Here is a 23,706-nt window from a genome sequence, read left to right as displayed (position 1 = left end):
AATCCCAATAGAAAAGGTTGGGGGAATTAGTGCATGGGGTTAGGAATGAAGCGGCTTTTCCATGGAGCGTTTATCCTGGCAGTCGCTGGATTGATTAGTAAGATCTTAAGTGCGGGTTATCGTGTCCCGTTCCAAAATATTGTAGGTGATAAAGGATTCTACATTTACCAGCAGGTATATCCTTTTCTAGGTATTGCGGCAAGCATAGCTTTATATGGAATTCCAGCTGCGGTATCTCGGCTAGTATCTGAACAATATCCGAAGCAGCTGCCGTCTCTTCGTTCGTTCTACGTGCCGCTTGGTGCTTTTTTGTTTCTTTTGGCCGCTTTAACATCTGCCTTCTTATATACAGCAGCACCGCACATAGCTGAACTTATGGGAGATTCCGCTCTGAAGGTCCCGCTTCAAGCGTCGTCTTTTATCTTTCTGGCGGTGCCGTTTACAGCTATCTTAAGAGGAGTTTATCAAGGCAAGCAGAATATGACGCCGACAGCTGTCTCGCAAGTAGTAGAGCAGCTTATCCGAGTAGGGTTGATTCTGGTTGTTACGTTCCTGCTCGTTCGCGGCGGAAGTGATTTATATGTGATTGGAGCGAAAGCGGCGCTAGCATCATTAGCAGGAGCTTGCTGCGGCATTGTGGTACTTTGTTTTTTTATAAAGCAGGAACCGATTATCTCTTCTGTGAAGCAGTCGCTAGCGTGGGTCCATGTTATAAAAACGATTTTCGTATATGGCTTTTTTATTTGTCTAAACTATATGCTATTGCTTCTGCTGCAGTTTGCAGACGCGTTTACACTTGTATCTGGCTTGCTGGAGCATGGGTTTAGTTTAGAGGAAGCGCGTGAATGGAAAGGAATATATGACCGTGGGCAGCCGTTAGTTCAGCTGGGAATTGTAGTAGGTTCTTCTCTGGCGCTGGCATTTGTGCCATCTATTACGAAAAAACAGCTGCTGGACGAGCGAGCATCTGTTATTGCTCTGCTGCATAGCGGTTGGAAACTTAGCTTCTTATTGTCCATCGCTGCTGCTGCCGGTTTAATAAGTCTTTTTCCGTTAGTTAACAGATTGCTCTTTAAAGAGGATCTTGGTACATATACGTTGCAAGTATTTATGCTCACAATCTTTGTGTGCTCACTCACACTAACAACCGCTTCCATGCTGGAGACATTAGGGAAATGGAAGCATACAGCTGCTGTCATTGCTGTCGGGTTGTTAATCAAGTGGATGCTGAATGATTGGCTTGTCCCGATGTGGGGTATTATGGGTGCTTCTATAGCAACCGTTATGACTGTGACCTGCATCTTGGCTGCTAATATGTATTTGCTTCACCGTTATATACCGGATATAAAACTGTTCAAGCTGCCCTGGAGGAGTTTATTTGTCGGACTGCTGGCCATGGTTGTCGCAGTTGGTATGTTATATGCAGCTGCTGTCGAATTGTTTCACGTGAAAACACGAATTTTGTTATTGGTATATGTTATGTTCGCAGTCATAACAGGTGCATTGCTGTATGCTATAACGTTAATTAAGACAAAGGCGTTCAGCCGATCTGAATTAAAGGCATTACCATTCAGCCGATATTTGCTGCGATTGGAAGGGAGAACAAGAAAATGAAACATACAATAGAAGTGGTCGGCCTTGGCGGCGGCGACATTAATCAGCTGTCACTCGGAATCTACCGAAAATTAAAGGAGCAGGCAAACCCTGTTTTTGTGAGGACGAAGGACCATCCAGTCGTCCAGACATTGCAAGAAGAAGGTGTGACGTTCCATTCGTATGATGAGATATATGAACAATATCCAGATTTCCAGACGGTGTATGAAGAGATAGCCAACAGCTTGTTTCGGGAAGCAGAGGAAGGTTCAATTATCTATGCAGTGCCCGGACATCCGATGCTGGCAGAAAAAACAGTACAGCTGCTGCTGGCACAGCAAGAAGTAGATGTGAAAATCATTGGCGGCCAGAGCTTTTTGGATGACTTATTCTCTGTCCTTCAGATTGATCCGATTGATGGCTTTCAGTTCGTAGATGCCACATCCTTCCGCCGAGATGAACTCGAGTACAGGCAGCATCTAATCTTCTGTCAGGTATATGATCAAATGGTAGCATCAGAAGTGAAGCTGGAATTATTGGAAGATCTTCCGCCGGAATACCCGGTAACGATTGTGGATGCTGTAGGCAGTTCGAATGAAAGCATCAAAACCGTAGCGCTGGAGGAACTGGACAGAAGTGTAGCGTTCAGTAATCTGATGAGTGTTTATGTACCGCCGGCTATTTCATTGGAATTAAATCATAAATTTTATCGACTTCATGACGTCATCCGGACATTGCGAGGGCCGAATGGCTGTCCATGGGATCAAAAACAAACACATACATCCTTACGCCGTTATGTAATTGAAGAGGCATATGAATTAATTGATGCGATTAACAAGGAAGATGATGAGAATCTGATTGAAGAGCTCGGAGATGTGCTGCTTCAAGTTATGCTGCATAGCCAAATCGGGGAAGGTGAAGGGTACTTCACGATTGATGATGTGATTCGAAGCGTAACAGAAAAAATGATTCGCCGTCATCCGCATGTGTTTGGTGATGAAGTGTTAGAAACAGAAGAAGAGCTGCGCGATAGTTGGGCAGCCATCAAGCAAGAAGAAAAGAAAGAGCAAGGTCGCACGCATACGGAAGAAGAAGCGATGGTGCCTCAGTTAATGAAAGCTGCGAAGTTAGGAAAAGCAAAAAAGATAACTGTGTCTGATATTGATCAGCTGCTAGCAAAGCTGGATGGGAAAGAGGAGCAGAGCGAGCAGTATGAAACGGCAATTGGAGAGATTCTGTTTGCTATTGCATCCTATGCAGGCTATCATAAGATAAACCCAGAAATCGCACTGCATCAGGTGATTGATAAGAAGCAAAGTACGGATAAAGGAAGTGAACGATGATGCGATTAGACAAGTTTCTGAAAGTATCACGATTGATTAAACGACGGACACTGGCAAAAGAAGTAGCAGATCAAGGACGTATTACAATTAATGGTGTCCAAGCGAAAGCATCTACTAATGTGGCTGTTGGAGACGAAATGGCTATTCGTTTCGGACAAAAACTGCTCACGATTGAAGTGCAGCAGCTTAAAGAAGCAGTGAAGAAAGACGATGCTGCAACACTCTATAAAGTGAAAAAGGAAGAGCCTGTTCAATAAAGCCGTTCTAACCTTGTCCCTATCCACATAGATTGTTAGGGATAAAGGGAGGCGGTAACGATGGATCAAACCCGAAAAGTTCAAGCGGATCATGACATAAAGATGTTCAATCGAAAAACACTTGAGATTAGCGGTGTGAAAGAAGTGGACAGCTTCGATAGCGAGGAGTTTCTGCTTCAGACCGAGATGGGTTATATGGTCATCCGCGGCAGTAACCTGCATATGAAGAATCTTGATTTGCAGGAAGGCAAAGTATCAATAAAAGGCAAGATCCAGGAGCTGTCTTATTTAGACGAGCAGCACGGGGAGAAGGCTAAAGGAATCTTTAGCAAGCTCTTCAAATGACGCTTACCGTCCAGTTCCTCACTATTGTGTCGATGATTGCCGGCGGAATTTATCTTGGAGCAGCCATGGATACATTCCGCCGCTTTGAACGGCACTGGAAGAAACAGATTATCATGCGGTATGTGATGGAATGCGGATTCTGGCTGCTGCAGGCATTGCTGCTATTCTTCCTGCTGTTTCAGGTAAATCAGGGAGAAATGCGATTTTATATTCTTCTAGCACTAATATGCGGATTCGCGGGATATCGAGCTCTATTTCAGACAAGCTATCGGCGTGTGCTCGAATGGCTTATTCGTGTGATTTACAGGATAATCTTCATCGTCAAACGTATCTTGTATGTACTTGTTTTAACGCCGCTTCGATGGCTTCTGCAAGGACTCCTTGTACTGGCTGGAGGATTACTCACATTAGTATGGAAGTTCATTTGGCTGCTTTTTATTATCCTATTGTACCCAATCCGTATGATAGGGCGGTTGATTTGGAAGCTGACACCAAAAAAGTACCGAAAAATTTACTCCATTTCAGCAGGTATCTATAGTAGAATGAAGAATATAGCAGCAAAGGTATTTGATTCACTGCGCAGATCAAGGAGGTAAAACCGGCGTGGCAAGACAGAGACGAAATGTAACGAAGATGGAGTCCAGTTATACGAAGAAATACGACGCATATACAGAACGGCAGCGGAAAAAACAAAAAAGACTCTTTCGGCGTTTAATCTTGTTCGCCGCTTTTGCAGTTGTTCTGCTTGGACTGATGATAGGCTTTCATATTCACCAGCGCGGTGTCTATTCAGCAAAGCAGTCGGAATACAAAGAGAAACAAGAAGAGTTGGCTAGTTTACAAAAGAAAGAAGAGGAACTGAAAGAAGAGATCGAGCTTCTGAATGATAAGAGTTATGTACTGGAAATAGCCAGAACGAACTATTTTTATTCAAAAGACGGTGAAACGATATTTAAGATCACCGAAGAGGAGCCCTCTTATTGACACCCTTTTCTAAGCTTTTATATAATATATAAGTAGTATATTTCTTTCAAACTTTAAGGAGGAGCATTTTTTTTATGTCAATTGAAGTAGGCAGCAAGTATCAGGGTAAGGTAACAGGTATTACTAATTTCGGTGCATTCGTAGAACTGCCAGGCGGATCTACAGGTCTTGTGCATATTAGTGAGGTTGCCGATAATTATGTGAAAGACATTAATGAACATTTGTCTGTTGGTGATATGATCACAGTCAAAGTTATTAATGAGAAGGACGGAAAGATCGGACTTTCTATTAAGAAAGCAAAAGATAATCCGCCTCCAGCACGCCGTAACAACAATAATAGAGGGTCCAATCATGGCGGCGGCCGTGAACGCACGGAAACTTTCGAAGCAAAAATGAATCGCTTCTTGAAGGATTCAGAGGACCGTCTGGCGTCCCTTAAGAAACACACAGAAGCAAAACGCGGTGGCAGAGGCGCTAAAAAAGGTTAAACTTGCTGTCTATATTGGGATTTGATAAAAATGCAAATCTTAAGATATAAAACGATTGACCGAATGCTTTCAAGCATTCGGTTTTTTCTTACTATACAAGTGTATATAATAAAAAAACAAGGAATGCAATATGCATTCCTTGTTTTAGGGATAGCGGCGGAGGGGATCGAACCCCCGACCTCACGGGTATGAACCGTACGCTCTAGCCAGCTGAGCTACACCGCCATAACAATATATGTTTCAGACACAAATAATATAATACACCAGCCTATACTATATGTCAACAATAAAATTATTATTCGTTTGCTGTTAAGAATACGGTATAGTAGGAATATAGTTTATGGGGAGGGGATCAATGTGATTTGCCTTGTAAGACATGGAGAAACTGATTGGAATAAGCTTGGCAAAGTACAAGGAAGCACCGACATACCATTGAATGAAACAGGAATAAAGCAGGCGCAGGCAACGCGTGATTACCTGGCGGGCAGTGATTTTGATTTGATTATAGCTAGTCCGATGCAACGCGCAAGAAAGACAGCAGATATTATTAACGAGTCATTACAGCTTCCGCTAATAGAGATGAAAGGCTTTGTTGAGAGAGGCTTTGGCGAAGCAGAGGGGCTGACAAGAGAAGAGCGTGAGGCCAAGTATCCGAGCTGGGACTTTCCGGGTATGGAAACATGGGACGCCCTGGTGGAACGTGTAATGCAAGCCTTGCAGCAAGTAAATGCGAAGTATGGAGAGAAGAAAGTGCTGCTTGTTGCACATGGAGCAGTAATTTCTGCCATTCTGGCTACCATATCTGACGGGGAATACGACATCGAGAATACACGCCTTGTGAATGCGTGTTTAAGCAACATTCAGTTTGTTGAAGATAAATGGAAAATGCATGATTACAATCTGGCCGATCATTTGGCGAATATATAAAAAAACCTGCATCCAATTACGGATGCAGGTTTTTACTTTTAATGTGTTTCGGAAGGTTTTCCGATAGGTGTTGTATTCGCGTTTGTTTGTTCTTCTTCAATCTCATCTGCAGGACGAACCTTTTTCAGGAAGAATGAAAGCAGGAAGCCAACACCAGCAATCAATGTGGCAATCCAGAATGCATCATTGATCCCTTCAATTGAACCAAGCAAAGCAGCTTGCTGCTGTGGGGTACCAGATGCCATGAAATCAGTCACATGCACTTTTGTTTGGTTAGAGAATACCGTAACTAGTAATGCTGTACCAATTGCACCGGCCATCTGACGCAACGTATTTGCCATTGCTGTACCGTGTGCATAATAACGCTTTGGCAGCTGGTTCAAACCTGCTGTCATGATTGGCATCATAACCATGGAAACACCAATCATACGGAATGTATAAACAGTCATCATATACGTGTACGTTGTATCAATTGTTAATGTGCTTAGGAAGTATGTTGTAATCGTTGTAATCAATAATCCAATCAATGCAAGCGGACGAGCGCCAATCTTATCAAATAACTTACCAGTAACAGGCGACATAATTGCTGATACTAATGCACCAGGTAATAGCAGTAAGCCTGATTCAAGTGGTGTGTAGCCAAGCATATTCTGGGTAAAGATAGGAATTAATAGCATCGCCGCAAACATAGCCATTGTGACAACGACGTTGATTACTGTTGATAGAGAGAACATCCAGTATTTAAATACACGGAACTCCAGCATCGGCTTTTTCATTATCAACTGACGTGTAATGAAGATAATTAAAGCAACTGCACCTACAGCTAGTGTGGTAATAACTTCTGCTGAATCCCAGCCTTTATCACCAGCAACACTAAAGCCGTATAATAGTCCGCCAAATCCGATAGTAGAAAGAAGGACAGATAGAATATCAACAGATGACTTTTGTGTCTTCGTTACATTACGCAATACGAAAACAGCTAGAATTACATCAATTAGAGCAATTGGCAGGATGATAAAGAATAACCATCTCCAAGATGCGCTTTGAACAATAAATCCGGATAGTGTAGGTCCAACTGCTGGAGCAAACATCATCGCAAGACCAATTAGTCCCATTGCACTTCCTCGTTTTTCAATCGGGAAGAGGCTCAATACTGTGTTAAATAGCAATGGCATCATAATACCGGCGCCGGCAGCCTGGATGATACGACCAATTAAGATAGTAGAGAAACCAGGTCCAACTCCGCAGATGAGTGTTCCAAGTGCAAACAAGCTCATTGCTGTAATGAATAATTTACGTGTTGAGAATCTTTCCATAAAGAAAGCAGTAATAGGAATTAAGATACCGTTAACTAGCATAAATGCTGTTGTCAGCCATTGGGCTGTATTTTCTTCAATTTCTAGATCCTCCATCATAACGGGCAGTGCGATATTCATCAATGTTTGGTTTAGGATAGCTACAAAAGCACCTAAGACCATGATGGCTATGATCGGACCTTTGTTAACCGTTTTCGGATCCGCATAGGCAGAACGATCTTTCATTTTGTTTCATCTCCTTGAGTTGTTATCTTGTTAAGCAAACGGCGGTGAAGCGACATCAATGTCTCTATCTCCTCCGTGCTGAAGTCTGAAATGTTCCCCAATCTTTGCAAGTAGGCTCGGTAAGCTGTCTTCTTCTGCTCCAGCCCCTTTGGAGTCAGCGACAGAACGATAGCGCGCCGGTCGTGCGTCGAACGCTCTCGTTTTACCAGGTCAGCTTGTACAAGCCTTTCAACCGTTTCACTCACTGTACTCTTGCTTGCATTCACTTTATGCGCAAGTTCATTCAAGCCAGTTCCAGGCTCGTCCGCCAATACTTTTAGAATGTGGAGCTGTACGACAGTCACACCCAATTGGTCAGCGTTGTGCCAAAACTGCTTATGGAAAGCTTGATTCAAGCAGCGAAACGATTGAATAACTTGGCTGATTTTATCCTCATCAGTCAAAGTTGTCATCCCCTCAACAAAAAAATAGTTCGCATGCGAACTGTTTCAGTGTGAACTATTTTACTCTCTTTTCATTAAAAATCAATATAGAAGTTTTACAGTAAACGCTTCCTTGAAAAAGTAATTGTTTTCTGACAAGAGACCCAACAGCTGAACTCGATACGACAAGAGAAATTGGCGTAAAACAGCTGTTGTTGTCCCAGAGGTGTTGAAGCTCGTGAAAAGGGACAGGAATAAGTCGAAATGTTTTTCGGTTTGCATTGGTTCTTTTGACAAATTGTGAAAAAGAGATGTGGTTAAATGACATTAATCAAAAAGAGTTTGTCCCGGGGATTGCCATAGTATGTACACAGAACCTCGGCAAATTTGAGGATAGGAGTGTTCAATGTAATGGAGACAGTATCGAGAAAAAAATGGGGCATCTATGGAGTAGAACAGAAGCGGCTGGATAATTGGAAGAAGAAAGGGATTGAACTTGCGAAGCTTCTATTGATTGAAAAGGCATGGCTCTTAGCACTTGTTGGATTCTTGTTAGGACGAGCTGTCGTTTTGACAACTGTCTCACCATTTGCAGCAGCATTTCTGGCATCCATATGGCTGACAAGACGAAGAAAGATGCTGCCGATTACGCTGGCAACCATTGCGGGGGCATGCAGCTACCAATGGACACATGGTCTCTATGCAGCGGGTGCAGCATTTGTTCTCTACTTTTTAGCGGCTATATGCAAAAAGATACCGCATCAAGTTCGAGTCTTGACTGTACTTGTCTTTTTGGCCAGTGCCTTACCTAGAATGCTGACTCTTTCTTATGAACATACTTTATCCAGCTTCGATTGGATGATGATTGGCGTCGAAGGAGTTCTAGGTTCTGTCCTCTTTATTATCTTTATGCAAAGTCTACCGTTATTATCCGTTAAAAGATATTATCCAGCATTAAAGAATGAAGAAATTGTCTGTTTGATCATCTTACTCGCTTCGGTACTGACTGGTACGATCGGTTGGCAGATACAGGGAGCTGGCATTGAGCAAATCTTCTCCCGGTATTTTGTCTTACTGCTTGCTTTAATTGGGGGCGCGGCAATGGGTTCGACAGTAGGTGTAGTTGCTGGACTGATTCTGAGTCTCGCCAATGTCGCCAGTCTCTATCAGATGAGCCTGCTGGCATTTGCCGGGCTGCTGGGCGGGTTATTAAAAGATGGAAAGAAATTCGGCGTAAGTATAGGGCTTGTGATTGGAACTTTGCTGATTGGTCTGTACGGACAAGAGCAAGGATTGCAGGAAGTTTATCCATCTTTGCTTGCATCAGCAATTAGTATTCTGCTTCTGGTATTGACGCCGGACAGCTGGATCCGGCGTATGTCTCGTTTTGTGCCAGGAACTGCCGAACATAATCAAGAGCAGGAGCAATACTTGCAAAAGGTCCGGGATGTAACAGCCAGTCGTGTGCAGCAGTTTTCAAATGTGTTTCATGCTTTAGCGAAAAGTTTTACGACTCCGGATCGTGCTGCAGAAGAAATGCGTGATCGGGAGACTGATTCTCTGCTGGGCAATGTAACCGAGCAAACATGTCAGCTTTGCTTTAAAAAGGATCGCTGCTGGGGGGCGCAGCAATTTGACCGAACCTATCAACTGATGGAGAGTTTGAAGGAAGATATGGAGGGCGGCGGGTCGCCGAATAAGCTGCTGGAGAGGAACCTGGAATCGCACTGTGTTAAATCGAAGAAAGTGGTGGAAACGATGAAGCATGAGCTGAGTTTCTACCAAGCAAATCAAATGCTGCGCCGGCAAGTAGAGGAAAGCCGCCGTTTTGTCGCTGATCAATTAAACGGCGTATCCGAAGTGATGGAGGATTTCGCGAAAGAGATTGTAAAAGAAAAAGAAAATCATGAACAACAGGAAGTAGAGATAATGGCTGCACTGACGGCGGCTGGCTTAGTTGTGGAGAAACTGGATGTATTCTCTCTTACGAAGGGAAGCATTGACGTAGAGATACACGTATCTATAGCTGGTTATCACGGGGAAGGACAGAAACTTATAGGTCCAATCCTATCCGACATTCTAGGGGAGACTGTCGTTGTGACGAAGGAAGAAATAGCAGAGTTTCCGGACAAGTCCTGTTTCTTGGCCTTTTCTTCCATCAAGAAATTTGTTGTGGACACAGGCGTTGCGCATGCGGCAAAAGGTGGGGGGTTCGTATCGGGAGACAGTTATTCGACGATCGAACTAGGGGCGGGCAAGTACGCAGTTGCAATCAGTGATGGAATGGGCAATGGAGATCGAGCACATGAAGAAAGTACAGAAACACTGCGTTTGCTGCAGCAGATACTGCAGTCAGGGATCCGAGAGGAAGTGGCAATCAAATCTATTAACTCTATCCTCTCCTTAAGATCCAGTGAAGAAATATTTGCAACATTGGACCTTGCAGTCATCGATTTGCACGATGCAGCTGTCCAATTCCTAAAAATCGGATCGACACCTAGCTTCATTAAGCGTGGTGATCAGGTCATTAAAATAGAGTCCGGTAATTTACCAATAGGTATTGTGCAAGATCTAGAAGTTGATGTCGTACAGGAGCAGCTTCAGCCGGGAGACTTACTCGTCATGATGAGTGACGGCATCTTCGAGTCACCGCGACATATAGAAAATATAGATATTTGGCTGAAACGCAAAATAAGAGAGATGAATACAACTGTGCCACAGGAAATGGCTGATTTGCTGCTGGAAGAGGTTGTTCGCAATCGAGCTGGGGAGATTGAGGACGACATGACGGTGATGGTAGCGGCTATTGATCGCAATATGCCGGAATGGGCCTCCATCTCTACTTATAAAAACGATGTAAGAGAGGCATAGAAACGTATATTTTCTTCTTTTCCAGTCGATGATGGAGATAACGAATGGAGAAGAGGGATAACGATGAAACCAAGCACACTCAAACAGATCCTGTTACTTACTGATGGATGCTCCAACCGCGGAGAAGACCCTTCAGCTGTTGCAGCCTTAGCTTACGCTCAGCATATAACCGTTAATGTTATTGGCATATTAGAAGAAGGACAGACAGAGCAGTCGCTCAGTTTAGCAGAAGTAGAGAACATCGCTAGAGCTGGGGGCGGTGTCAGTCAGCTTATTTACAAACAAGCCTTGACAGAGACCGTTCAAATGGTCACCAAGCAGGCGATGACACAAACAATTGAAGGAGTTGTCAATCAAGAGCTTAAGCAAATTCTTGGCAAGGGTAATACATTAGATGATTTGCCTCCAGAAAAACGCGGCGATGTACTGGAAGTTGTTGAGGAGATTAGTGAGACGGCGAATTTGGAAGTTCTAATCCTTGTCGACACAAGTGCCAGCATGCATCATAAGCTTCCAGTCGTCAAAGAAGCATTAATTGACCTTTCCATTAGTATGAATGCGCGGCAGGGACAAAACAAATTTGCCATCTTCGGTTTTCCGGGGAAAAGAGAAGCGGCCGTAAAAATAATGGATTGGACCGAACGGCTGGAGAATGTATCATCTGTGTTTCCTAAACTTGCAACAGGCGGCGTGACACCGACTGGTCCAGCACTTCGGGAAGCATTACATGAATTCAGCCGCCAATCGCTGCAAAGGAGCACAGCCAATGACAGAATCTCCGAATATGAAGAGTTCGGCAACTGATTTGCGTTCTGGTATTCGCTTAACAGGCAAGTGGCATAACGGAACTTATCCGCTTATCCGCAAACTCGGAAGCGGAGCGATTGGTTCTGTCTACCTAACAGAGAGAAATGGTGTTCAAGCTGCCTTGAAGATCAGTGATAAGCGAACCTCAATAACAATGGAAGTGAATGTGCTGCAATCACTGAAAAAGGTCCAGGGTCATTTCCTAGGGCCTTGTTTGCTTGAAACAGATGATTATAGCAGTCCTAGCGGGAAACTATATACTTTTTATGTGATGGAATATATTCAAGGAAGCAGATTAGATGACTATGTTAAAAAGAAAGGATCGGAATGGCTGCCGGTGCTGTTGCTTGGACTGCTCGAGGATCTCGAACATCTTCACCAAGCAGGCTGGGTATTTGGCGATTTGAAATTGGATAACCTGGTTGTAAGTGATAACCCAATTCGGCTTCGGTGGGTCGATGTAGGTGGCACCACCCAAATAGGACGTGCAATTAAGGAATATACAGAATTCTACGATCGCGGTCACTGGGGAATGGGCAGCAGAAAAGCAGAACCAACTTATGATTTATTTGCGCTTGCGATGACAGCACTAGAAGTAATACACGGAAGCAGATTTAATAAAGGGGAAACGCCGAAAGTAACATTGAAGAAGTCTTTAACCCGTGCTGGTCTTTTGCGGCCGATACTTGAAAAAGCCTTGGCAGGAAAGTACCCATCCAGTATCGCAATGAAGCAAGATATGATGAAATTACTTATGAAGCAAAATATCCCTGCAGCAGTATCAAAACAAGTGCCGCCTGCAAGGCGTTCCAAACGAAAAACTGGAATTGGGGAGTGTTTGTTACTAAGCGGCTACGGCTTCGTTTGTTATGTACTTTACTTGCTGCAATAAACTTTAGGTATATCCGTATAAATGGTACGATAATAGCAGCAACTACATAAGGATGACAGTAATGGACCAAACGATGACAGCATTTATGGATAAACATGAGTTGTGGAAAGAGAACACAACAATCTTGGTAGGTGTTTCTGGAGGACCTGACTCAATGGCGCTGCTTCATTTCTTGAAGGAAAGAAAGGAACGAAGAGGATGGAAGATAGTAGCTTTAAGTGTCGATCACGGGCTGAGGGGGACTGAATCCAGATCTGATGCTGAATTCGTAAAGGAAGTATGCGAAAAATGGGGAGTTATGTCTGAGATTGTCACATTGGATGTTCCGGCTTGGAAGGCAGCGCACCAACAGAGCACACAAGTTGCAGCAAGGGAAGTACGCTATCGGTATTTTGAGGAGCAAATGAGACGCTACCAGGCAGACAGCTTGTTTCTGGCCCATCATGGTGATGACCAAGCAGAAACAATTATGATGCGTATGGCACGGGGGTCAAATACTGCTGCTGTCAGCGGGATGGCTGTCAGACGAAACTTTGCCAGCGGTGAATTGATTCGCCCAATGCTAGCTTGCAGCAAAGAGCAAATTCAACAATATTGTGAACGTTACGATGTTCCTTTTCGAATTGATCCATCCAATGCAAGTGTGGATTACACGCGAAACTATTTCCGGCACCGCGTTCTTCAGCCCATTAAGGAAGCTTATCCAAGCTTCCATCAGCATGCCCAACGCTTTAGTGAAGCGCTTAAAGCAGATGAAGCATATCTTGCGGAACAGGCTGCGAAGATGTTCAAAGAGGCCGTAGCGTACGACCCAGAGAAACAGGCGGCAGCCTTTGAAATTGCACGTTTTTGTACATACCCGATTGCTTTACAAAGAAGAGTGTTTCATCTAATATTAAATTATCTGTATCAAGCGCTTCCGGTGGACTTACACCATCGGCACGAAGCGCAGTTTTTTGAACTGATAGCTAGCTCTAAAGCAAATAGCTCTTTAGATTTTCCGGCAGGATTACAACTGACAAAGTCTTACAGCCGCTTGTCGATTTCTTTTCGAGATGAGGCGAAAGATTTATTCCACTATACATTACACGCTCCCGGATGCGTCACGTTACCTGATGGATCATTATTAACGGCTGCTTTTACCCCTCACCAAACAGAAGAAAATCCCTATATCTTTGTTATTCCGCTTGAAGACATTACGTTGCCTTTAAAAGTACGGACAAGGAAAAATGGCGATAAAATGAAGCTGCGCGGAATGAGAGGGACCAAAAAAGTAAAAGATATTTTCATTGATGGAAAAATTCCTGCGCTCCAAAGGCAGGTTTGGCCGATTGTGGAGGATGCGACTGGCACTATTTTGTGGCTTATCGGTTTGAGAAAAGGGGAAACAGGCAGAACAACAGGAAAGACAGGCAATTATTTATGTCTGTGTTACCAAGCGAAAAATGGGGAACAAACAGGAGGACCAGGCAATGCATGATGAGATTGAGAAAGTACTGATATCTAAGGAAGAGATTGACGCGAAATGTGCGGAAATCGGAAAGCAGCTTACAGAGGAGTACAAGGATTCATTCCCGTTGGCAATCGGCGTATTAAAAGGCGCCCTTCCATTTATGTCTGACGTGATCCGTTATATGGATACGCACTTGGAAATGGATTTTATGGACGTATCCAGCTATGGAGGCGGCATGACATCTTCTGGTGAAGTGAAAATCGTCAAGGATTTGGACACAAAAGTAGAAGGCAGAGACCTTCTGATTATTGAGGATATCATTGATAGCGGACTTACATTGAGCTATCTGGTGGATCTGTTCAAATACCGAAAAGCAAAATCGATTAAGATAGTAACATTGCTTGATAAACCTTCAGGCCGCACGGCAAAAATTCAAGCGGACTTGGTTGGATTCCATGTACCGAATGAATTTGTTGTAGGTTACGGATTGGACTATCAAGAGAAATATCGTAACTTGCCATATATCGGTGTACTGAAACCAGAAGTATATGGCGGTGTCCGTGCTGAATAAACAGTTACGGTATGGATTATCTGCCTTTTACATAAGGTAAAGGGTATTTAGTTGTGCAGCACGTTTTGCGTATGGTAGTATTTACTATAGTTTTCTCGTTTGGGAGGAGGTAGGCAATGAGCAAAGTGTTTCGTAATATCCTAATGGTTATAATTATATTTGTAGTCATTATCGGTGTGATCAACTTATTCCAGAACCAGTCTAATGAAACCGAACAGTACGATATTAATCAGTTCAGAACCACGCTTGAGAGTGGTGACATAAAAAGTATGACCGTCCAGCCTACTAATAACATCATTACTATTACAGGTGAGACGGAAGACAATACGCAGTTCCAAACTGAGGTTCCTCAGAATGAGCAGCTGATGGACGAAATCCTGGCTGCAGCAGGTGAACAGAATGTCAAGCTTAATGCAGATGAAGAGCCTCAGCCAAGCTTCTGGCAGACGCTGCTGTCTACACTATTCCCTGTATTGCTGATTATCTTGGTATTCCTATTCTTCATGAGCCAAGCACAAGGCGGCGGCAGCCGAGTAATGAACTTCGGTAAGAGCAAAGCCAAAATGTACAGCGAAGAGAAGAAGAAAGTGAAGTTCCGTGATGTAGCAGGTGCTGATGAAGAGAAACAGGAGCTTGTTGAAGTAGTTGACTTCCTTAAAGATCCGCGTAAATTCTCCGCAGTTGGTGCACGTATTCCGAAGGGTGTTCTTCTTGTAGGACCTCCGGGTACAGGTAAAACATTGCTAGCCCGTGCAGTAGCAGGGGAAGCTGGCGTTCCATTCTTCTCAATAAGTGGTTCGGACTTCGTAGAGATGTTTGTGGGTGTCGGTGCATCCCGTGTACGTGACTTGTTTGAAAATGCGAAGAAAAATTCTCCATGTATCATCTTCATAGATGAGATTGATGCAGTTGGACGTCAGCGTGGCGCTGGATTAGGCGGCGGACATGATGAGCGTGAGCAGACATTGAACCAGCTTCTTGTTGAAATGGATGGTTTCGGTGCTAATGAAGGAATCATCATCATCGCGGCAACAAACCGTGCTGACATCTTGGATCCAGCATTGCTTCGTCCAGGACGTTTCGACCGTCAGATCACAGTTGACAGACCAGATTTAGGCGGACGTGAAGCAGTATTGCAAGTACATGCTCGTAACAAACCACTTGATGAGTCAGTTAATTTGCGTACAATTGCGATGCGTACACCAGGTTTCTCTGGAGCGGATTTGGAGAACTTACTTAATGAGGCTGCTTTAGTAGCTGCTCGTAATGACCGCAAAGAAATTGTAATGGATGATGTCGATGAAGCAATCGACCGTGTCATTGCAGGCCCGGCGAAGAAGAGCCGTGTTATTTCTAAAAAAGAACGTAATATCGTTGCTTATCATGAGAGCGGACATACTGTTATCGGTATGGTGCTGGATGATGCAGACATGGTGCATAAAGTTACCATCGTCCCTCGCGGCCAAGCTGGCGGGTATGCCGTTATGCTGCCGAGAGAAGACCGTTACTTCATGACGAAGCCGGAATTGCTTGATAAGATTACTGGATTACTTGGCGGACGTGTCGCGGAGGAAGTTATTTTCGGTGAAGTAAGTACTGGAGCACATAATGACTTCCAGCGAGCAACGAACATTGCTCGTAAGATGGTCACTGAGTATGGTATGAGTGATAAGATTGGACCGCTTCAGTTTACAAGCAGCGGCGGAAATGTCTTCCTTGGCCGTGATATCCAGAACGAACAAACATACAGTGATGCGATTGCTTATGAAATTGATCAAGAAGTACAAAGCTTCATCAATCAGTGTTATGCAAGAGCGAAGGATATTCTCACAGAGAACAAAGCGAAGCTGGAACTTATTGCACAAACATTGCTTGATATCGAAACATTGGATGCACTGCAAATCCAAACGCTATTCGATAAAGGGCGTCTTCCAACAGAGGAAGAGCTTGCTGAAGAGCGCAGCAAGTCGAATAAAAAAACAAGCCTGATGAAAGATGAAGATGATGACGTAACTGTTACCATCCAACCGCAGGAAGACAAGGAAGTAACACCAGCAGATGACAATGCCATCGATGAAAATACTCCTGCTCCTCGGGAACAATCAGGAATACCGGAAGATGAACCGCGCCAAGATAATGGTCCGGACGATCGTCCAAGATTATAAAAGAAAAAGGTCTCCTTAAAGGAGGCCTTTTTCTCTGTTTGGGTATAGTAAACATATCAAAGGATTTACCCAAAGGATTATGTTAAGATATACAATACCTTAAGGACATAAAACCGTTAAAGGTTGATATATAAAAGGAGTGACTTTACTGTCATGGGTGATTATTTAATTAAAGCTACAGGATTCAACGGCAATATTCGTGCTTATGCTATTCAATCGACAGAATTGGTGGAAGAGGCACGGCGTCGTCATGATACGTATGCAACAGCTTCAGCAGCATTAGGTCGTACACTGACGATTAGTGCTATGATGGGAACAATGTTAAAAGGTCAGGACAAGCTGACGGTGAAGGTAGAAGGAGACGGGCCGGTCGGACCGATTATTGTAGACAGTAATGCTAAAGGAGAAGTAAGAGGGTATATTACTAATCCCCATGTTGATTTTGAGCTGAACTCTCTTGGAAAACTTGATGTATCACGGGCAGTCGGTACAGTTGGAACATTAAGTGTAGCAAAAGACCTTGGACTAAAAGACATGTTTACTGGTCAAGTGCCGCTTGTGTCTGGTGAGATCGGAGACGACTTCACCTATTACTTCGCTAATTCAGAACAGGTGCCTTCCGCAGTCGGTGCTGGTGTCTTAGTGAACCCAGATCACACTATCCTTGCTGCTGGCGGGTTTATCCTGCAAGTAATGCCCGGAGCAAGTGATGAAATTATTGCGCAGCTAGAAGAGAGAATCAGTACGATCGCGCCAATTTCTACATTGATTAGAGAAGGAAATACACCTGAACAGATTCTAGAGAAGCTGATTGGGGAGGAAAACCTTCACCTTTTAGAATCAATGCCTGTAAGCTTTACTTGCCAGTGCTCCCGGGAACGTATCCAAAATGCAATTACGAGCCTTGGGAATGATGAAATTCAAGCAATGATTGACGAGGATCATGGTGCGAAGGCGAGCTGTCACTTCTGTAACGAAACATACACTTTCTCTGAAGAAGAACTAACAGAACTGCTCTGATAAAAGCCCGTTTGGATTGACTTTTCAGCATATTTTGCTTACAGTTAAGTAAATCCAATCAAAATAGTGGGAATTAGGGGGAATAATCATGGCAATTGCATCATCTATTTCTGAATTGATCGGTAACACACCTATCGTCAAACTTAATCGCACGGCGGACGCAGACAGTGCTGAGATTTACGTAAAGCTGGAATTTCAGAATCCAGGCGGCTCTGTTAAAGATCGGATTGCCCTTGCAATGATTGAGGATGCAGAAGAAAATGGCAGACTCACTGCTGGCGATACAATCATTGAACCGACAAGTGGGAACACAGGTATCGGACTTGCTTTAGTGGCGGCAATAAAAGGCTATAAAGCAATTCTGGTTATGCCGGATACAATGAGTATGGAAAGACGCAATCTGCTTCGGGCTTATGGTGCGCAGCTTGTGCTAACACCTGGTGCTGAAGGGATGAAAGGTGCCATTCAGAAAGCAGAAGAATTGCAAAAAGAACATGGTTATTTCATGCCGCAACAGTTTAATAACGAAGCCAATCCTGCTATACACGCACGTACAACTGGTAAAGAGATTGCATCTGAATTTGGCGGTGATTTGGATGCTTTTGTCGCTGGTATCGGCACAGGCGGAACAATCACTGGTGTAGGTAAAGTATTAAAAGAGCTGAATAAGGACATTCGTATTGTCGCGGTTGAACCGACAAGTTCGCCAGTTTTGTCTGGCGGGCAGCCAGGGCCTCATAAGATACAAGGTATCGGGGCAGGATTTGTTCCTTCTATCTTGGATACAGACATCTATACGGATATCATTCAAGTAGAGAATGATGAAGCGTATGACACGGCTAGAGAAACAGCAGCCAAGGAAGGTTTGCTTGGCGGTGTCTCTACCGGAGCGGCAATCTTTGCGGCGAAGAAGGTAGCGAAAGAACTAGGACCTGGCAAAAAGGTGTTAGCGATTGTGCCAAGTAATGGCGAACGCTATTTATCAACACCGCTTTACCAGTTCGAAGACTAATAGAAAAAACATCCCTGCTAACGTTGGCAGGGGTGTTTTTTTGTGCGGAAAATCGTGTACACTAGTAAAATAGATTGAACGAGAGGTTGACGTGCCATGAAACGAAAGATAGGAAATAAAGAATATGACCTGAAGAAGCAGACGCTTGTAATGGGTATACTCAATGTGACACCTGATTCCTTTTCAGATGGAGGCAGCTATACAGATGTGGAAGCTGCGGTTCAACAGGCACGAAAGCTTGTCGATGAAGGGGCGCATGTATTGGACATTGGCGGTGAGTCAACACGTCCTGGCTTTGAACCTGTTGGGATAGACGAAGAAATTGCTCGTATCGTGCCAGCGATAGAAGCTATCAAAGAAGCGGTAGATGTGCCAATTTCTATCGATACATACAAAGCACAAACAGCAGAAGCCGCTATTAAAGCAGGGGCAACAATCATCAATGATATTTGGGGAGCAAAATATGACCCGTTGATGGCAAAGGTAGCAGCTCGCTACAAAGTGCCGATCATTTTGATGCATAATCGGGAGAAAGTACAGTATAAAGATTTGCTTTCGGATATGATGACTGATTTGGAGGAAAGTATTCAAATCGTCTTAAGCGCAGGTGTGAAAAAGGAAAACATATGGTTGGACCCTGGTATAGGCTTTGCGAAGAACCTGGAAGAAAATATGACTGCCATGCGCCAGTTAGACAAACTTTCTGCTATGGATTATCCAGTGCTGCTTGGTACTTCGAGAAAGAGGTTTATCGGTACAATACTTGATTTGCCAGCTGACGAACGAGATGAAGGAACCGCCGCTACTGTAGCGTATGGTATCACAAAAGGTGTACATATGGTTCGTGTACATGAAGTGAAGCGAACAGTGCGTATCGCGAAAATGATGGATGCTTTAGTTCGGGAGGAGTAAATAATGGATAAAATACATTTGAATCAACTGCAGTTTTACGGCTATCATGGTCTGTTCCCGGAAGAAAACAAGCTTGGACAGCGGTTTACAGTCGATGCTGTACTAGAGTTAGATCTTCGTAAAGCGGGTGAATCGGATGATATGACGCAATCGATACATTATGGACAGGCATACGAAGTTATTAGAACAGTTGTTGAAGGCCGGGCAAAAAACCTAATTGAAGCAGTGGCAGAAGAGATTGCCAAGCAGCTATTTGCTGCTTTTCCTCTGCTGGAAGCATGCACAATCAAAGTAATTAAACCAAATCCGCCAATTGCAGGACATTATGAATCAGTGGCAGTTGAAATTAGGCGGGAGCGCTTATGAAGCCGGCGTGGATTGCTTTAGGATCGAACATACAGCCAAAAGAAGTATACTTGCAGCAAGCAGTCCAAAAGCTGGCAGACAGTCGGAATATTGTGCTTAAACAAGTGTCGACAGTTTATGAGACAGAGCCAGTCGGCTATGAAGAACAAGATCAGTTTCTAAATCTTGTAGTAGAAGTGGATACGAGCTTGACTCCTCAGGAACTGCTTCGTGCGTGTCAGGAAATTGAACAAGAGCTAGGAAGGGAACGTGTCATCAGGTGGGGGCCTCGAACAGTAGACCTTGACATTTTACTGTATAGTAATGAGAATATGAACATTGAGGAACTTATTCTCCCTCACCCGCGCATGCATGAACGAGCCTTTGTTTTAGTGCCATTAGCTGAAATAGCTCCGCACCTCACCCTTAATGGGAGAGAAGTGAAAGAATGGTTGGAAACAATGACTGCTGAAGAGGTGCAAGGCGTAAGGGTTTGGGGTTCTTTGCATAGATAGTCACATAGGAGGTAGTGAAGTTGTTCAATATAGGTGATATCACCATTAAGAACCGTGTAATATTAGCGCCAATGGCTGGTATCAGTAACTCTGCATTCCGTTTAACCGTGAAAGAATTCGGCGCAGGAGTCGTATGCGCCGAAATGATTAGTGATAATGGCATCGTGACTCGTAATGCGAAAACGATGAACATGCTTTATATAGATGAGCAGGAAAAGCCGATGAGCTTGCAGATCTTTGGGTCAAATCCAGAAACATTGGTGGAGGCTGCTAAATTCGTTGATCAAAACACAACAGCAGATATCATCGATATTAATATGGGTTGCCCAGCACCGAAGATTACGAAGAATATGGCGGGATCTCGCTGGCTGCTGCAGCCAGAGAAAATTTATGAAATGGTTTCGGCAGTTGTGAAAGAAGTCAATAAACCGGTTACTGTAAAAATGCGAACAGGCTGGGATGACAGCACCATTTATGCTGTAGAAAATGCGCAAGCTCTGGAAGAGGCGGGAGCAGCGGCAGTTGCACTGCATGGCCGTACGCGGGAGCAGCATTACGAAGGATTGGCTAACTGGGATATCATCCGACAAGTGAAAGAGTCCGTATCCATTCCAGTTATCGGGAATGGAGATATTACGACTCCGCAGATTGCGAAACAGCGCTTGGATGAGACTGGCGTAGATGCAGTGATGATTGGCCGTGCTGCGCTAGGAGATCCCTGGATGATTTATCGTACGGTACATTACTTGGAAACGGGAGAGTTACTAGATGAGCCGAGACCAAGGGAGAAGATTGATGTTTGTCTCTTGCACATGGAGCGCTTGATTCGTCTAAAAGGGGAGAAGGTTGCGGTATTGGAAATGCGCAAGCACGCTGCCTGGTACCTAAAAGGGTTAGATGGTAATGGAAAAGTGCGCAAGTTGATCAATGAAACAAATACAAAAGAAGGTATGCTCGAATTGCTGTATGATTACGCTGACCAAGTAGAAGCTTCGATGGCAATGTCGTAATAGGGTGTGCTTTGTTGACACAGCAGTGCTGCTTTTCTATACTAATACGAGGTAGCAATGCGATAAGCCTCGCATTTTACGAGGACGAAGGATACTGCCAGCCCATGCTGGCAGTTTTTTTAGCATGTTAGAGACTGAATATAGAAATGGGAGTGAACAGGATGAGTGAAGAATTAAACGATCAGATGCAGGTGCGTCGTGAGAAGATGGAACAGCTCATGAACCAAGGCTATAATCCGTTCGGTGCCAGGTTCGAGCGTACACATCAATCCGAAGAACTAGTGGCAGCTTACGATTCTTTCAGTAAGGAAGAACTAGAAGAGAAAAAAGCAGAAGTAACTATTGCGGGCCGTCTGATGACGAAGCGAGGCAAAGGGAAAGCGGGCTTTGCTCACTTGCAAGACTTGAGCGGACAAATTCAGCTTTATGTACGTAAAGATCAGGTTGGAGAAGAAGCGTACGAGCTATTCAGCAGTGCAGACCTAGGTGATATCGTAGGAGTAACTGGTGTTATGTTCAAAACAAACGTAGGAGAGCTTTCTGTTAAGGCAACATCCTTCGATCTTTTGTCAAAAGCACTTCGCCCGCTTCCGGACAAGTTCCATGGTCTGACAGACATTGAACAGCGTTACCGTCAGCGCTATCTTGATTTGATCGTAAACCCGGAATCAAAGCAGACATTCATCACTCGCAGTAAAATCATTCAAAGCATCCGTCGTTATTTGGATGATATCGGATACTTAGAAGTCGAAACGCCACTTATGCACAGCATCCCAGGCGGAGCGGCAGCTCGTCCGTTCATTACACATCACAATGCACTGGATATACCACTATACATGCGTATAGCTATTGAGCTACATCTAAAACGCTTGATTGTCGGCGGATTAGAAAAAGTCTATGAAATTGGACGTGTATTCCGAAACGAAGGTGTCTCCACGCGCCATAACCCGGAATTTACGATGCTTGAGCTATATGAAGCTTACGGTGATATGGACACCATTATGGATTTGACAGAGAATCTGATTGCGCATGTAGCAAAAGATGTACTTGGCAAAACAGTTATTCCTTATGGGGAGTATGAAATCAACCTAGAGCCGGAGTGGAAACGACTACACATGGCAGATGCAGTAAAAGAACATACAGGTGCGGACTTCTGGAAGCACATGAGTGATGACGAAGCAAAAGCTCTGGCAAAAGAGCATGGTATTGAGATCAAAGATACAATGACATTCGGTCATATTCTAAATGAATTCTTCGAACAGCGCGTAGAGGAGAAGCTGATTCAGCCTACATTCATTTATGGACATCCGGTAGAGATTTCTCCGCTAGCGAAGAAAAATCCAGAGGATGAACGTTTCACAGATCGTTTTGAAGTGTTTATTGTAGGAAGAGAGCATGGAAATGCATTCTCTGAATTAAACGATCCAATCGATCAGCGTGAACGATTTGAAGCACAATTAAAAGAGAAAGAACAAGGTAATGACGAAGCACATGAAATGGATGAGGATTTCTTAGAATCCCTTGAATACGGTATGCCGCCAACAGGTGGATTGGGTATCGGGATTGACCGCTTGATCATGCTGCTTACAAATGCGCCATCTATCCGGGACGTACTGCTATTCCCGCAAATGCGCAACCGTTCTTAATAAGAAGAAGAAGGGCATTTTGCTCTTCTTCTTTCACTCTTTATAGGCATTTGCATAGAATACAGAAAAGATGAGAAAGCTATATCAAAAAAAGGCTTTACAGAAATATTATGTTTATGTAAAAAAAAGTATTGCAATGGTTCTGTATCCGTGGTAAATTATTAGAGTTGCTTCGAACGGAGCAGCAGACGCAAGAATTAAATTAAAAAAACATGTTGACAACGAAAGTCAAAACATGATAAGATATTCTAGTCGCCAAATGAGCGGCGGGATAAAAAATTGATCTTTGAAAACTGAACAAAACAACCAATTACGAACTAAACGACATGGTCTTTTATAAGATCAACGTCAGCGCAAGAAGCAAAGCATCACACTTTCATGGAGAGTTTGATCTTGGCTCAGGACGAACGCTGGCGGCGTGCCTAATACATGCAAGTCGAGCGCAGGAAGCTAGATGACCCCTTCGGGGTGATTCTAGTGGAATGAGCGGCGGACGGGTGAGTAACACGTGGGCAACCTGCCTGTAAGACTGGGATAACTCCGGGAAACCGGGGCTAATACCGGATAGTATTTTCTTTCTCCTGATT

23 protein-coding genes, 1 tRNA gene and 1 rRNA gene are annotated in these 23,706 nt (G+C 43.9%); 22 read left to right on the top strand and 3 right to left on the bottom strand.

Translation table 11 applies throughout. From position 1 onward, the window contains the following. Positions 1 to 33 precede the first annotated feature (33 nt). The 7 genes from CRO17_RS17075 (at position 34) to CRO17_RS17045 (ending at position 5,010) form a co-directional block, all read left to right on the top strand. Positions 34 to 1,614 carry a putative polysaccharide biosynthesis protein gene (locus CRO17_RS17075; protein ID WP_097043659.1) on the top strand — a complete coding sequence of 527 codons (1,581 nt, stop codon included), beginning with the start codon at positions 34 to 36 and terminating at the stop codon, positions 1,612 to 1,614. Next, positions 1,611 to 2,936, top strand: a complete 1,326-nt coding sequence (gene yabN, locus CRO17_RS17070; RefSeq protein ID WP_097043658.1) for a bifunctional methyltransferase/pyrophosphohydrolase YabN — start codon at positions 1,611 to 1,613, stop codon at positions 2,934 to 2,936. The genes CRO17_RS17075 and yabN overlap by 4 nt, the downstream gene beginning before the upstream one ends. Further along, complete coding sequence (locus CRO17_RS17065; RefSeq protein WP_077303933.1) at positions 2,936 to 3,193, top strand: RNA-binding S4 domain-containing protein; 258 nt, start codon at positions 2,936 to 2,938, stop codon at positions 3,191 to 3,193. Before yabN ends, CRO17_RS17065 begins: the two co-directional genes overlap by 1 nt. A gap of 60 nt (positions 3,194 to 3,253) precedes the next feature. Further along, entirely contained in the window at positions 3,254 to 3,538 is a 285-nt protein-coding gene (gene yabP, locus CRO17_RS17060) for a sporulation protein YabP (RefSeq protein WP_097043657.1), read from the top strand. Beyond that, a complete protein-coding gene (yabQ, locus tag CRO17_RS17055; RefSeq protein ID WP_097043656.1) occupies positions 3,535 to 4,134 on the top strand; it encodes a spore cortex biosynthesis protein YabQ in 600 nt (199 codons plus the stop codon). Before yabP ends, yabQ begins: the two co-directional genes overlap by 4 nt. 7 nt (positions 4,135 to 4,141) lie before the next feature. Further along, on the top strand, positions 4,142 to 4,522 hold the full coding sequence (locus tag CRO17_RS17050; protein WP_245864854.1) for an FtsB family cell division protein: 381 nt from the start codon (positions 4,142 to 4,144) through the stop codon (positions 4,520 to 4,522). Between the two features lie 74 nt (positions 4,523 to 4,596). Continuing rightward, on the top strand, positions 4,597 to 5,010 hold the full coding sequence (locus tag CRO17_RS17045) for a S1 domain-containing RNA-binding protein (RefSeq protein ID WP_077303802.1): 414 nt from the start codon (positions 4,597 to 4,599) through the stop codon (positions 5,008 to 5,010). Positions 5,011 to 5,161: 151 nt separating this feature from the next. Here the strand turns inward: CRO17_RS17045 and CRO17_RS17040 are convergent. Next, positions 5,162 to 5,235, bottom strand: a tRNA-Met gene (locus tag CRO17_RS17040). A gap of 126 nt (positions 5,236 to 5,361) precedes the next feature. Between CRO17_RS17040 and CRO17_RS17035 the strand changes: the two genes are divergently transcribed. Continuing rightward, positions 5,362 to 5,937, top strand: coding sequence for a histidine phosphatase family protein (locus CRO17_RS17035; protein WP_097043686.1), 576 nt, complete (start codon positions 5,362 to 5,364; stop codon positions 5,935 to 5,937). 38 nt (positions 5,938 to 5,975) lie between these two features. Here the strand turns inward: CRO17_RS17035 and CRO17_RS17030 are convergent, their stop codons facing one another. Continuing rightward, positions 5,976 to 7,478: a DHA2 family efflux MFS transporter permease subunit gene (locus CRO17_RS17030; protein ID WP_097043655.1), complete on the bottom strand. Its 1,503-nt coding sequence runs from the start codon at positions 7,476 to 7,478 to the stop codon at positions 5,976 to 5,978. Continuing rightward, complete coding sequence (locus CRO17_RS17025; protein WP_179637172.1) at positions 7,475 to 7,921, bottom strand: MarR family winged helix-turn-helix transcriptional regulator; 447 nt, start codon at positions 7,919 to 7,921, stop codon at positions 7,475 to 7,477. The genes CRO17_RS17030 and CRO17_RS17025 overlap by 4 nt, the downstream gene beginning before the upstream one ends. Before the next feature lie 390 nt (positions 7,922 to 8,311). On the opposite strand from CRO17_RS17025, the gene spoIIE reads away from it, so the two are divergent. The 14 genes from spoIIE to CRO17_RS16955 form a co-directional block, all read left to right on the top strand. Further along, on the top strand, positions 8,312 to 10,771 hold the full coding sequence (gene spoIIE / locus CRO17_RS17020; protein ID WP_097043653.1) for a stage II sporulation protein E: 2,460 nt from the start codon (positions 8,312 to 8,314) through the stop codon (positions 10,769 to 10,771). Between the two features lie 63 nt (positions 10,772 to 10,834). Beyond that, entirely contained in the window at positions 10,835 to 11,575 is a 741-nt protein-coding gene (locus tag CRO17_RS17015; protein WP_097043652.1) for a VWA domain-containing protein, read from the top strand. Then, on the top strand, positions 11,538 to 12,470 hold the full coding sequence (locus CRO17_RS17010; RefSeq protein ID WP_245864852.1) for a protein kinase domain-containing protein: 933 nt from the start codon (positions 11,538 to 11,540) through the stop codon (positions 12,468 to 12,470). Before CRO17_RS17015 ends, CRO17_RS17010 begins: the two co-directional genes overlap by 38 nt. Before the next feature lie 61 nt (positions 12,471 to 12,531). Beyond that, a complete protein-coding gene (gene tilS / locus CRO17_RS17005) occupies positions 12,532 to 13,950 on the top strand; it encodes a tRNA lysidine(34) synthetase TilS (protein WP_179637170.1) in 1,419 nt (472 codons plus the stop codon). Next, positions 13,943 to 14,494, top strand: a complete 552-nt coding sequence (hpt, locus tag CRO17_RS17000) for a hypoxanthine phosphoribosyltransferase (RefSeq protein WP_097043650.1) — start codon at positions 13,943 to 13,945, stop codon at positions 14,492 to 14,494. The genes tilS and hpt overlap by 8 nt, the downstream gene beginning before the upstream one ends. Positions 14,495 to 14,610: 116 nt before the next feature. Then, a complete protein-coding gene (ftsH, locus tag CRO17_RS16995; RefSeq protein ID WP_097043649.1) occupies positions 14,611 to 16,659 on the top strand; it encodes an ATP-dependent zinc metalloprotease FtsH in 2,049 nt (682 codons plus the stop codon). Between the two features lie 153 nt (positions 16,660 to 16,812). Then, positions 16,813 to 17,679, top strand: a complete 867-nt coding sequence (hslO, locus tag CRO17_RS16990) for an Hsp33 family molecular chaperone HslO (RefSeq protein ID WP_097043648.1) — start codon at positions 16,813 to 16,815, stop codon at positions 17,677 to 17,679. Positions 17,680 to 17,767: 88 nt separating this feature from the next. After that, positions 17,768 to 18,691 carry a cysteine synthase A gene (cysK, locus tag CRO17_RS16985; protein ID WP_218839533.1) on the top strand — a complete coding sequence of 308 codons (924 nt, stop codon included), beginning with the start codon at positions 17,768 to 17,770 and terminating at the stop codon, positions 18,689 to 18,691. A gap of 96 nt (positions 18,692 to 18,787) precedes the next feature. Further along, a complete protein-coding gene (gene folP, locus CRO17_RS16980) occupies positions 18,788 to 19,603 on the top strand; it encodes a dihydropteroate synthase (RefSeq protein ID WP_097043646.1) in 816 nt (271 codons plus the stop codon). Between the two features lie 3 nt (positions 19,604 to 19,606). Next, entirely contained in the window at positions 19,607 to 19,969 is a 363-nt protein-coding gene (gene folB / locus CRO17_RS16975; protein WP_097043645.1) for a dihydroneopterin aldolase, read from the top strand. Further along, positions 19,966 to 20,463 (top strand): 2-amino-4-hydroxy-6-hydroxymethyldihydropteridine diphosphokinase, encoded by a 498-nt coding sequence (gene folK, locus CRO17_RS16970; protein ID WP_097043644.1) that lies wholly within the window; start codon positions 19,966 to 19,968, stop codon positions 20,461 to 20,463. The genes folB and folK overlap by 4 nt, the downstream gene beginning before the upstream one ends. A 20-nt stretch (positions 20,464 to 20,483) precedes the next feature. After that, positions 20,484 to 21,473, top strand: coding sequence for a tRNA dihydrouridine synthase DusB (gene dusB / locus CRO17_RS16965; protein ID WP_097043643.1), 990 nt, complete (start codon positions 20,484 to 20,486; stop codon positions 21,471 to 21,473). A gap of 161 nt (positions 21,474 to 21,634) precedes the next feature. Further along, positions 21,635 to 23,119, top strand: coding sequence for a lysine--tRNA ligase (lysS, locus tag CRO17_RS16960; RefSeq protein WP_425444481.1), 1,485 nt, complete (start codon positions 21,635 to 21,637; stop codon positions 23,117 to 23,119). A gap of 375 nt (positions 23,120 to 23,494) precedes the next feature. After that, positions 23,495 to 23,706, top strand: a 16S ribosomal RNA gene (locus tag CRO17_RS16955); the annotation flags it as partial.

The organism is Terribacillus aidingensis, assembly GCF_900215625.1.
Lineage (GTDB): Bacteria > Bacillota > Bacilli > Bacillales > Amphibacillaceae > Terribacillus > Terribacillus aidingensis.
The sequence above is the reverse complement of the archived record's forward strand: the minus strand, read 5'-3'. Positions and strand labels throughout refer to the sequence as shown.

What these genes read in the sequence shown, in the direction of transcription:
- CRO17_RS17075 (WP_097043659.1), top strand. Translation starts at nt 34, where the DNA reads ATGGGGTTAGGAATGAAGCGGCTTTTCCATGGAGCGTTTATCCTGGCA.
- yabN (WP_097043658.1), top strand. Translation starts at nt 1,611, where the DNA reads ATGAAACATACAATAGAAGTGGTCGGCCTTGGCGGCGGCGACATTAAT.
- CRO17_RS17065 (WP_077303933.1), top strand. Translation starts at nt 2,936, where the DNA reads ATGCGATTAGACAAGTTTCTGAAAGTATCACGATTGATTAAACGACGG.
- yabP (WP_097043657.1), top strand. Translation starts at nt 3,254, where the DNA reads ATGGATCAAACCCGAAAAGTTCAAGCGGATCATGACATAAAGATGTTC.
- yabQ (WP_097043656.1), top strand. Translation starts at nt 3,535, where the DNA reads ATGACGCTTACCGTCCAGTTCCTCACTATTGTGTCGATGATTGCCGGC.
- CRO17_RS17045 (WP_077303802.1), top strand. Translation starts at nt 4,597, where the DNA reads ATGTCAATTGAAGTAGGCAGCAAGTATCAGGGTAAGGTAACAGGTATT.
- CRO17_RS17030 (WP_097043655.1), bottom strand. Translation starts at nt 7,478, where the DNA reads ATGAAAGATCGTTCTGCCTATGCGGATCCGAAAACGGTTAACAAAGGT.
- spoIIE (WP_097043653.1), top strand. Translation starts at nt 8,312, where the DNA reads ATGGAGACAGTATCGAGAAAAAAATGGGGCATCTATGGAGTAGAACAG.
- CRO17_RS17015 (WP_097043652.1), top strand. Translation starts at nt 10,835, where the DNA reads ATGAAACCAAGCACACTCAAACAGATCCTGTTACTTACTGATGGATGC.
- CRO17_RS17010 (WP_245864852.1), top strand. Translation starts at nt 11,538, where the DNA reads ATGACAGAATCTCCGAATATGAAGAGTTCGGCAACTGATTTGCGTTCT.
- tilS (WP_179637170.1), top strand. Translation starts at nt 12,532, where the DNA reads ATGGACCAAACGATGACAGCATTTATGGATAAACATGAGTTGTGGAAA.
- hpt (WP_097043650.1), top strand. Translation starts at nt 13,943, where the DNA reads ATGCATGATGAGATTGAGAAAGTACTGATATCTAAGGAAGAGATTGAC.
- ftsH (WP_097043649.1), top strand. Translation starts at nt 14,611, where the DNA reads ATGAGCAAAGTGTTTCGTAATATCCTAATGGTTATAATTATATTTGTA.
- hslO (WP_097043648.1), top strand. Translation starts at nt 16,813, where the DNA reads ATGGGTGATTATTTAATTAAAGCTACAGGATTCAACGGCAATATTCGT.
- cysK (WP_218839533.1), top strand. Translation starts at nt 17,768, where the DNA reads ATGGCAATTGCATCATCTATTTCTGAATTGATCGGTAACACACCTATC.
- folP (WP_097043646.1), top strand. Translation starts at nt 18,788, where the DNA reads ATGAAACGAAAGATAGGAAATAAAGAATATGACCTGAAGAAGCAGACG.
- folB (WP_097043645.1), top strand. Translation starts at nt 19,607, where the DNA reads ATGGATAAAATACATTTGAATCAACTGCAGTTTTACGGCTATCATGGT.
- folK (WP_097043644.1), top strand. Translation starts at nt 19,966, where the DNA reads ATGAAGCCGGCGTGGATTGCTTTAGGATCGAACATACAGCCAAAAGAA.
- lysS (WP_425444481.1), top strand. Translation starts at nt 21,635, where the DNA reads ATGAGTGAAGAATTAAACGATCAGATGCAGGTGCGTCGTGAGAAGATG.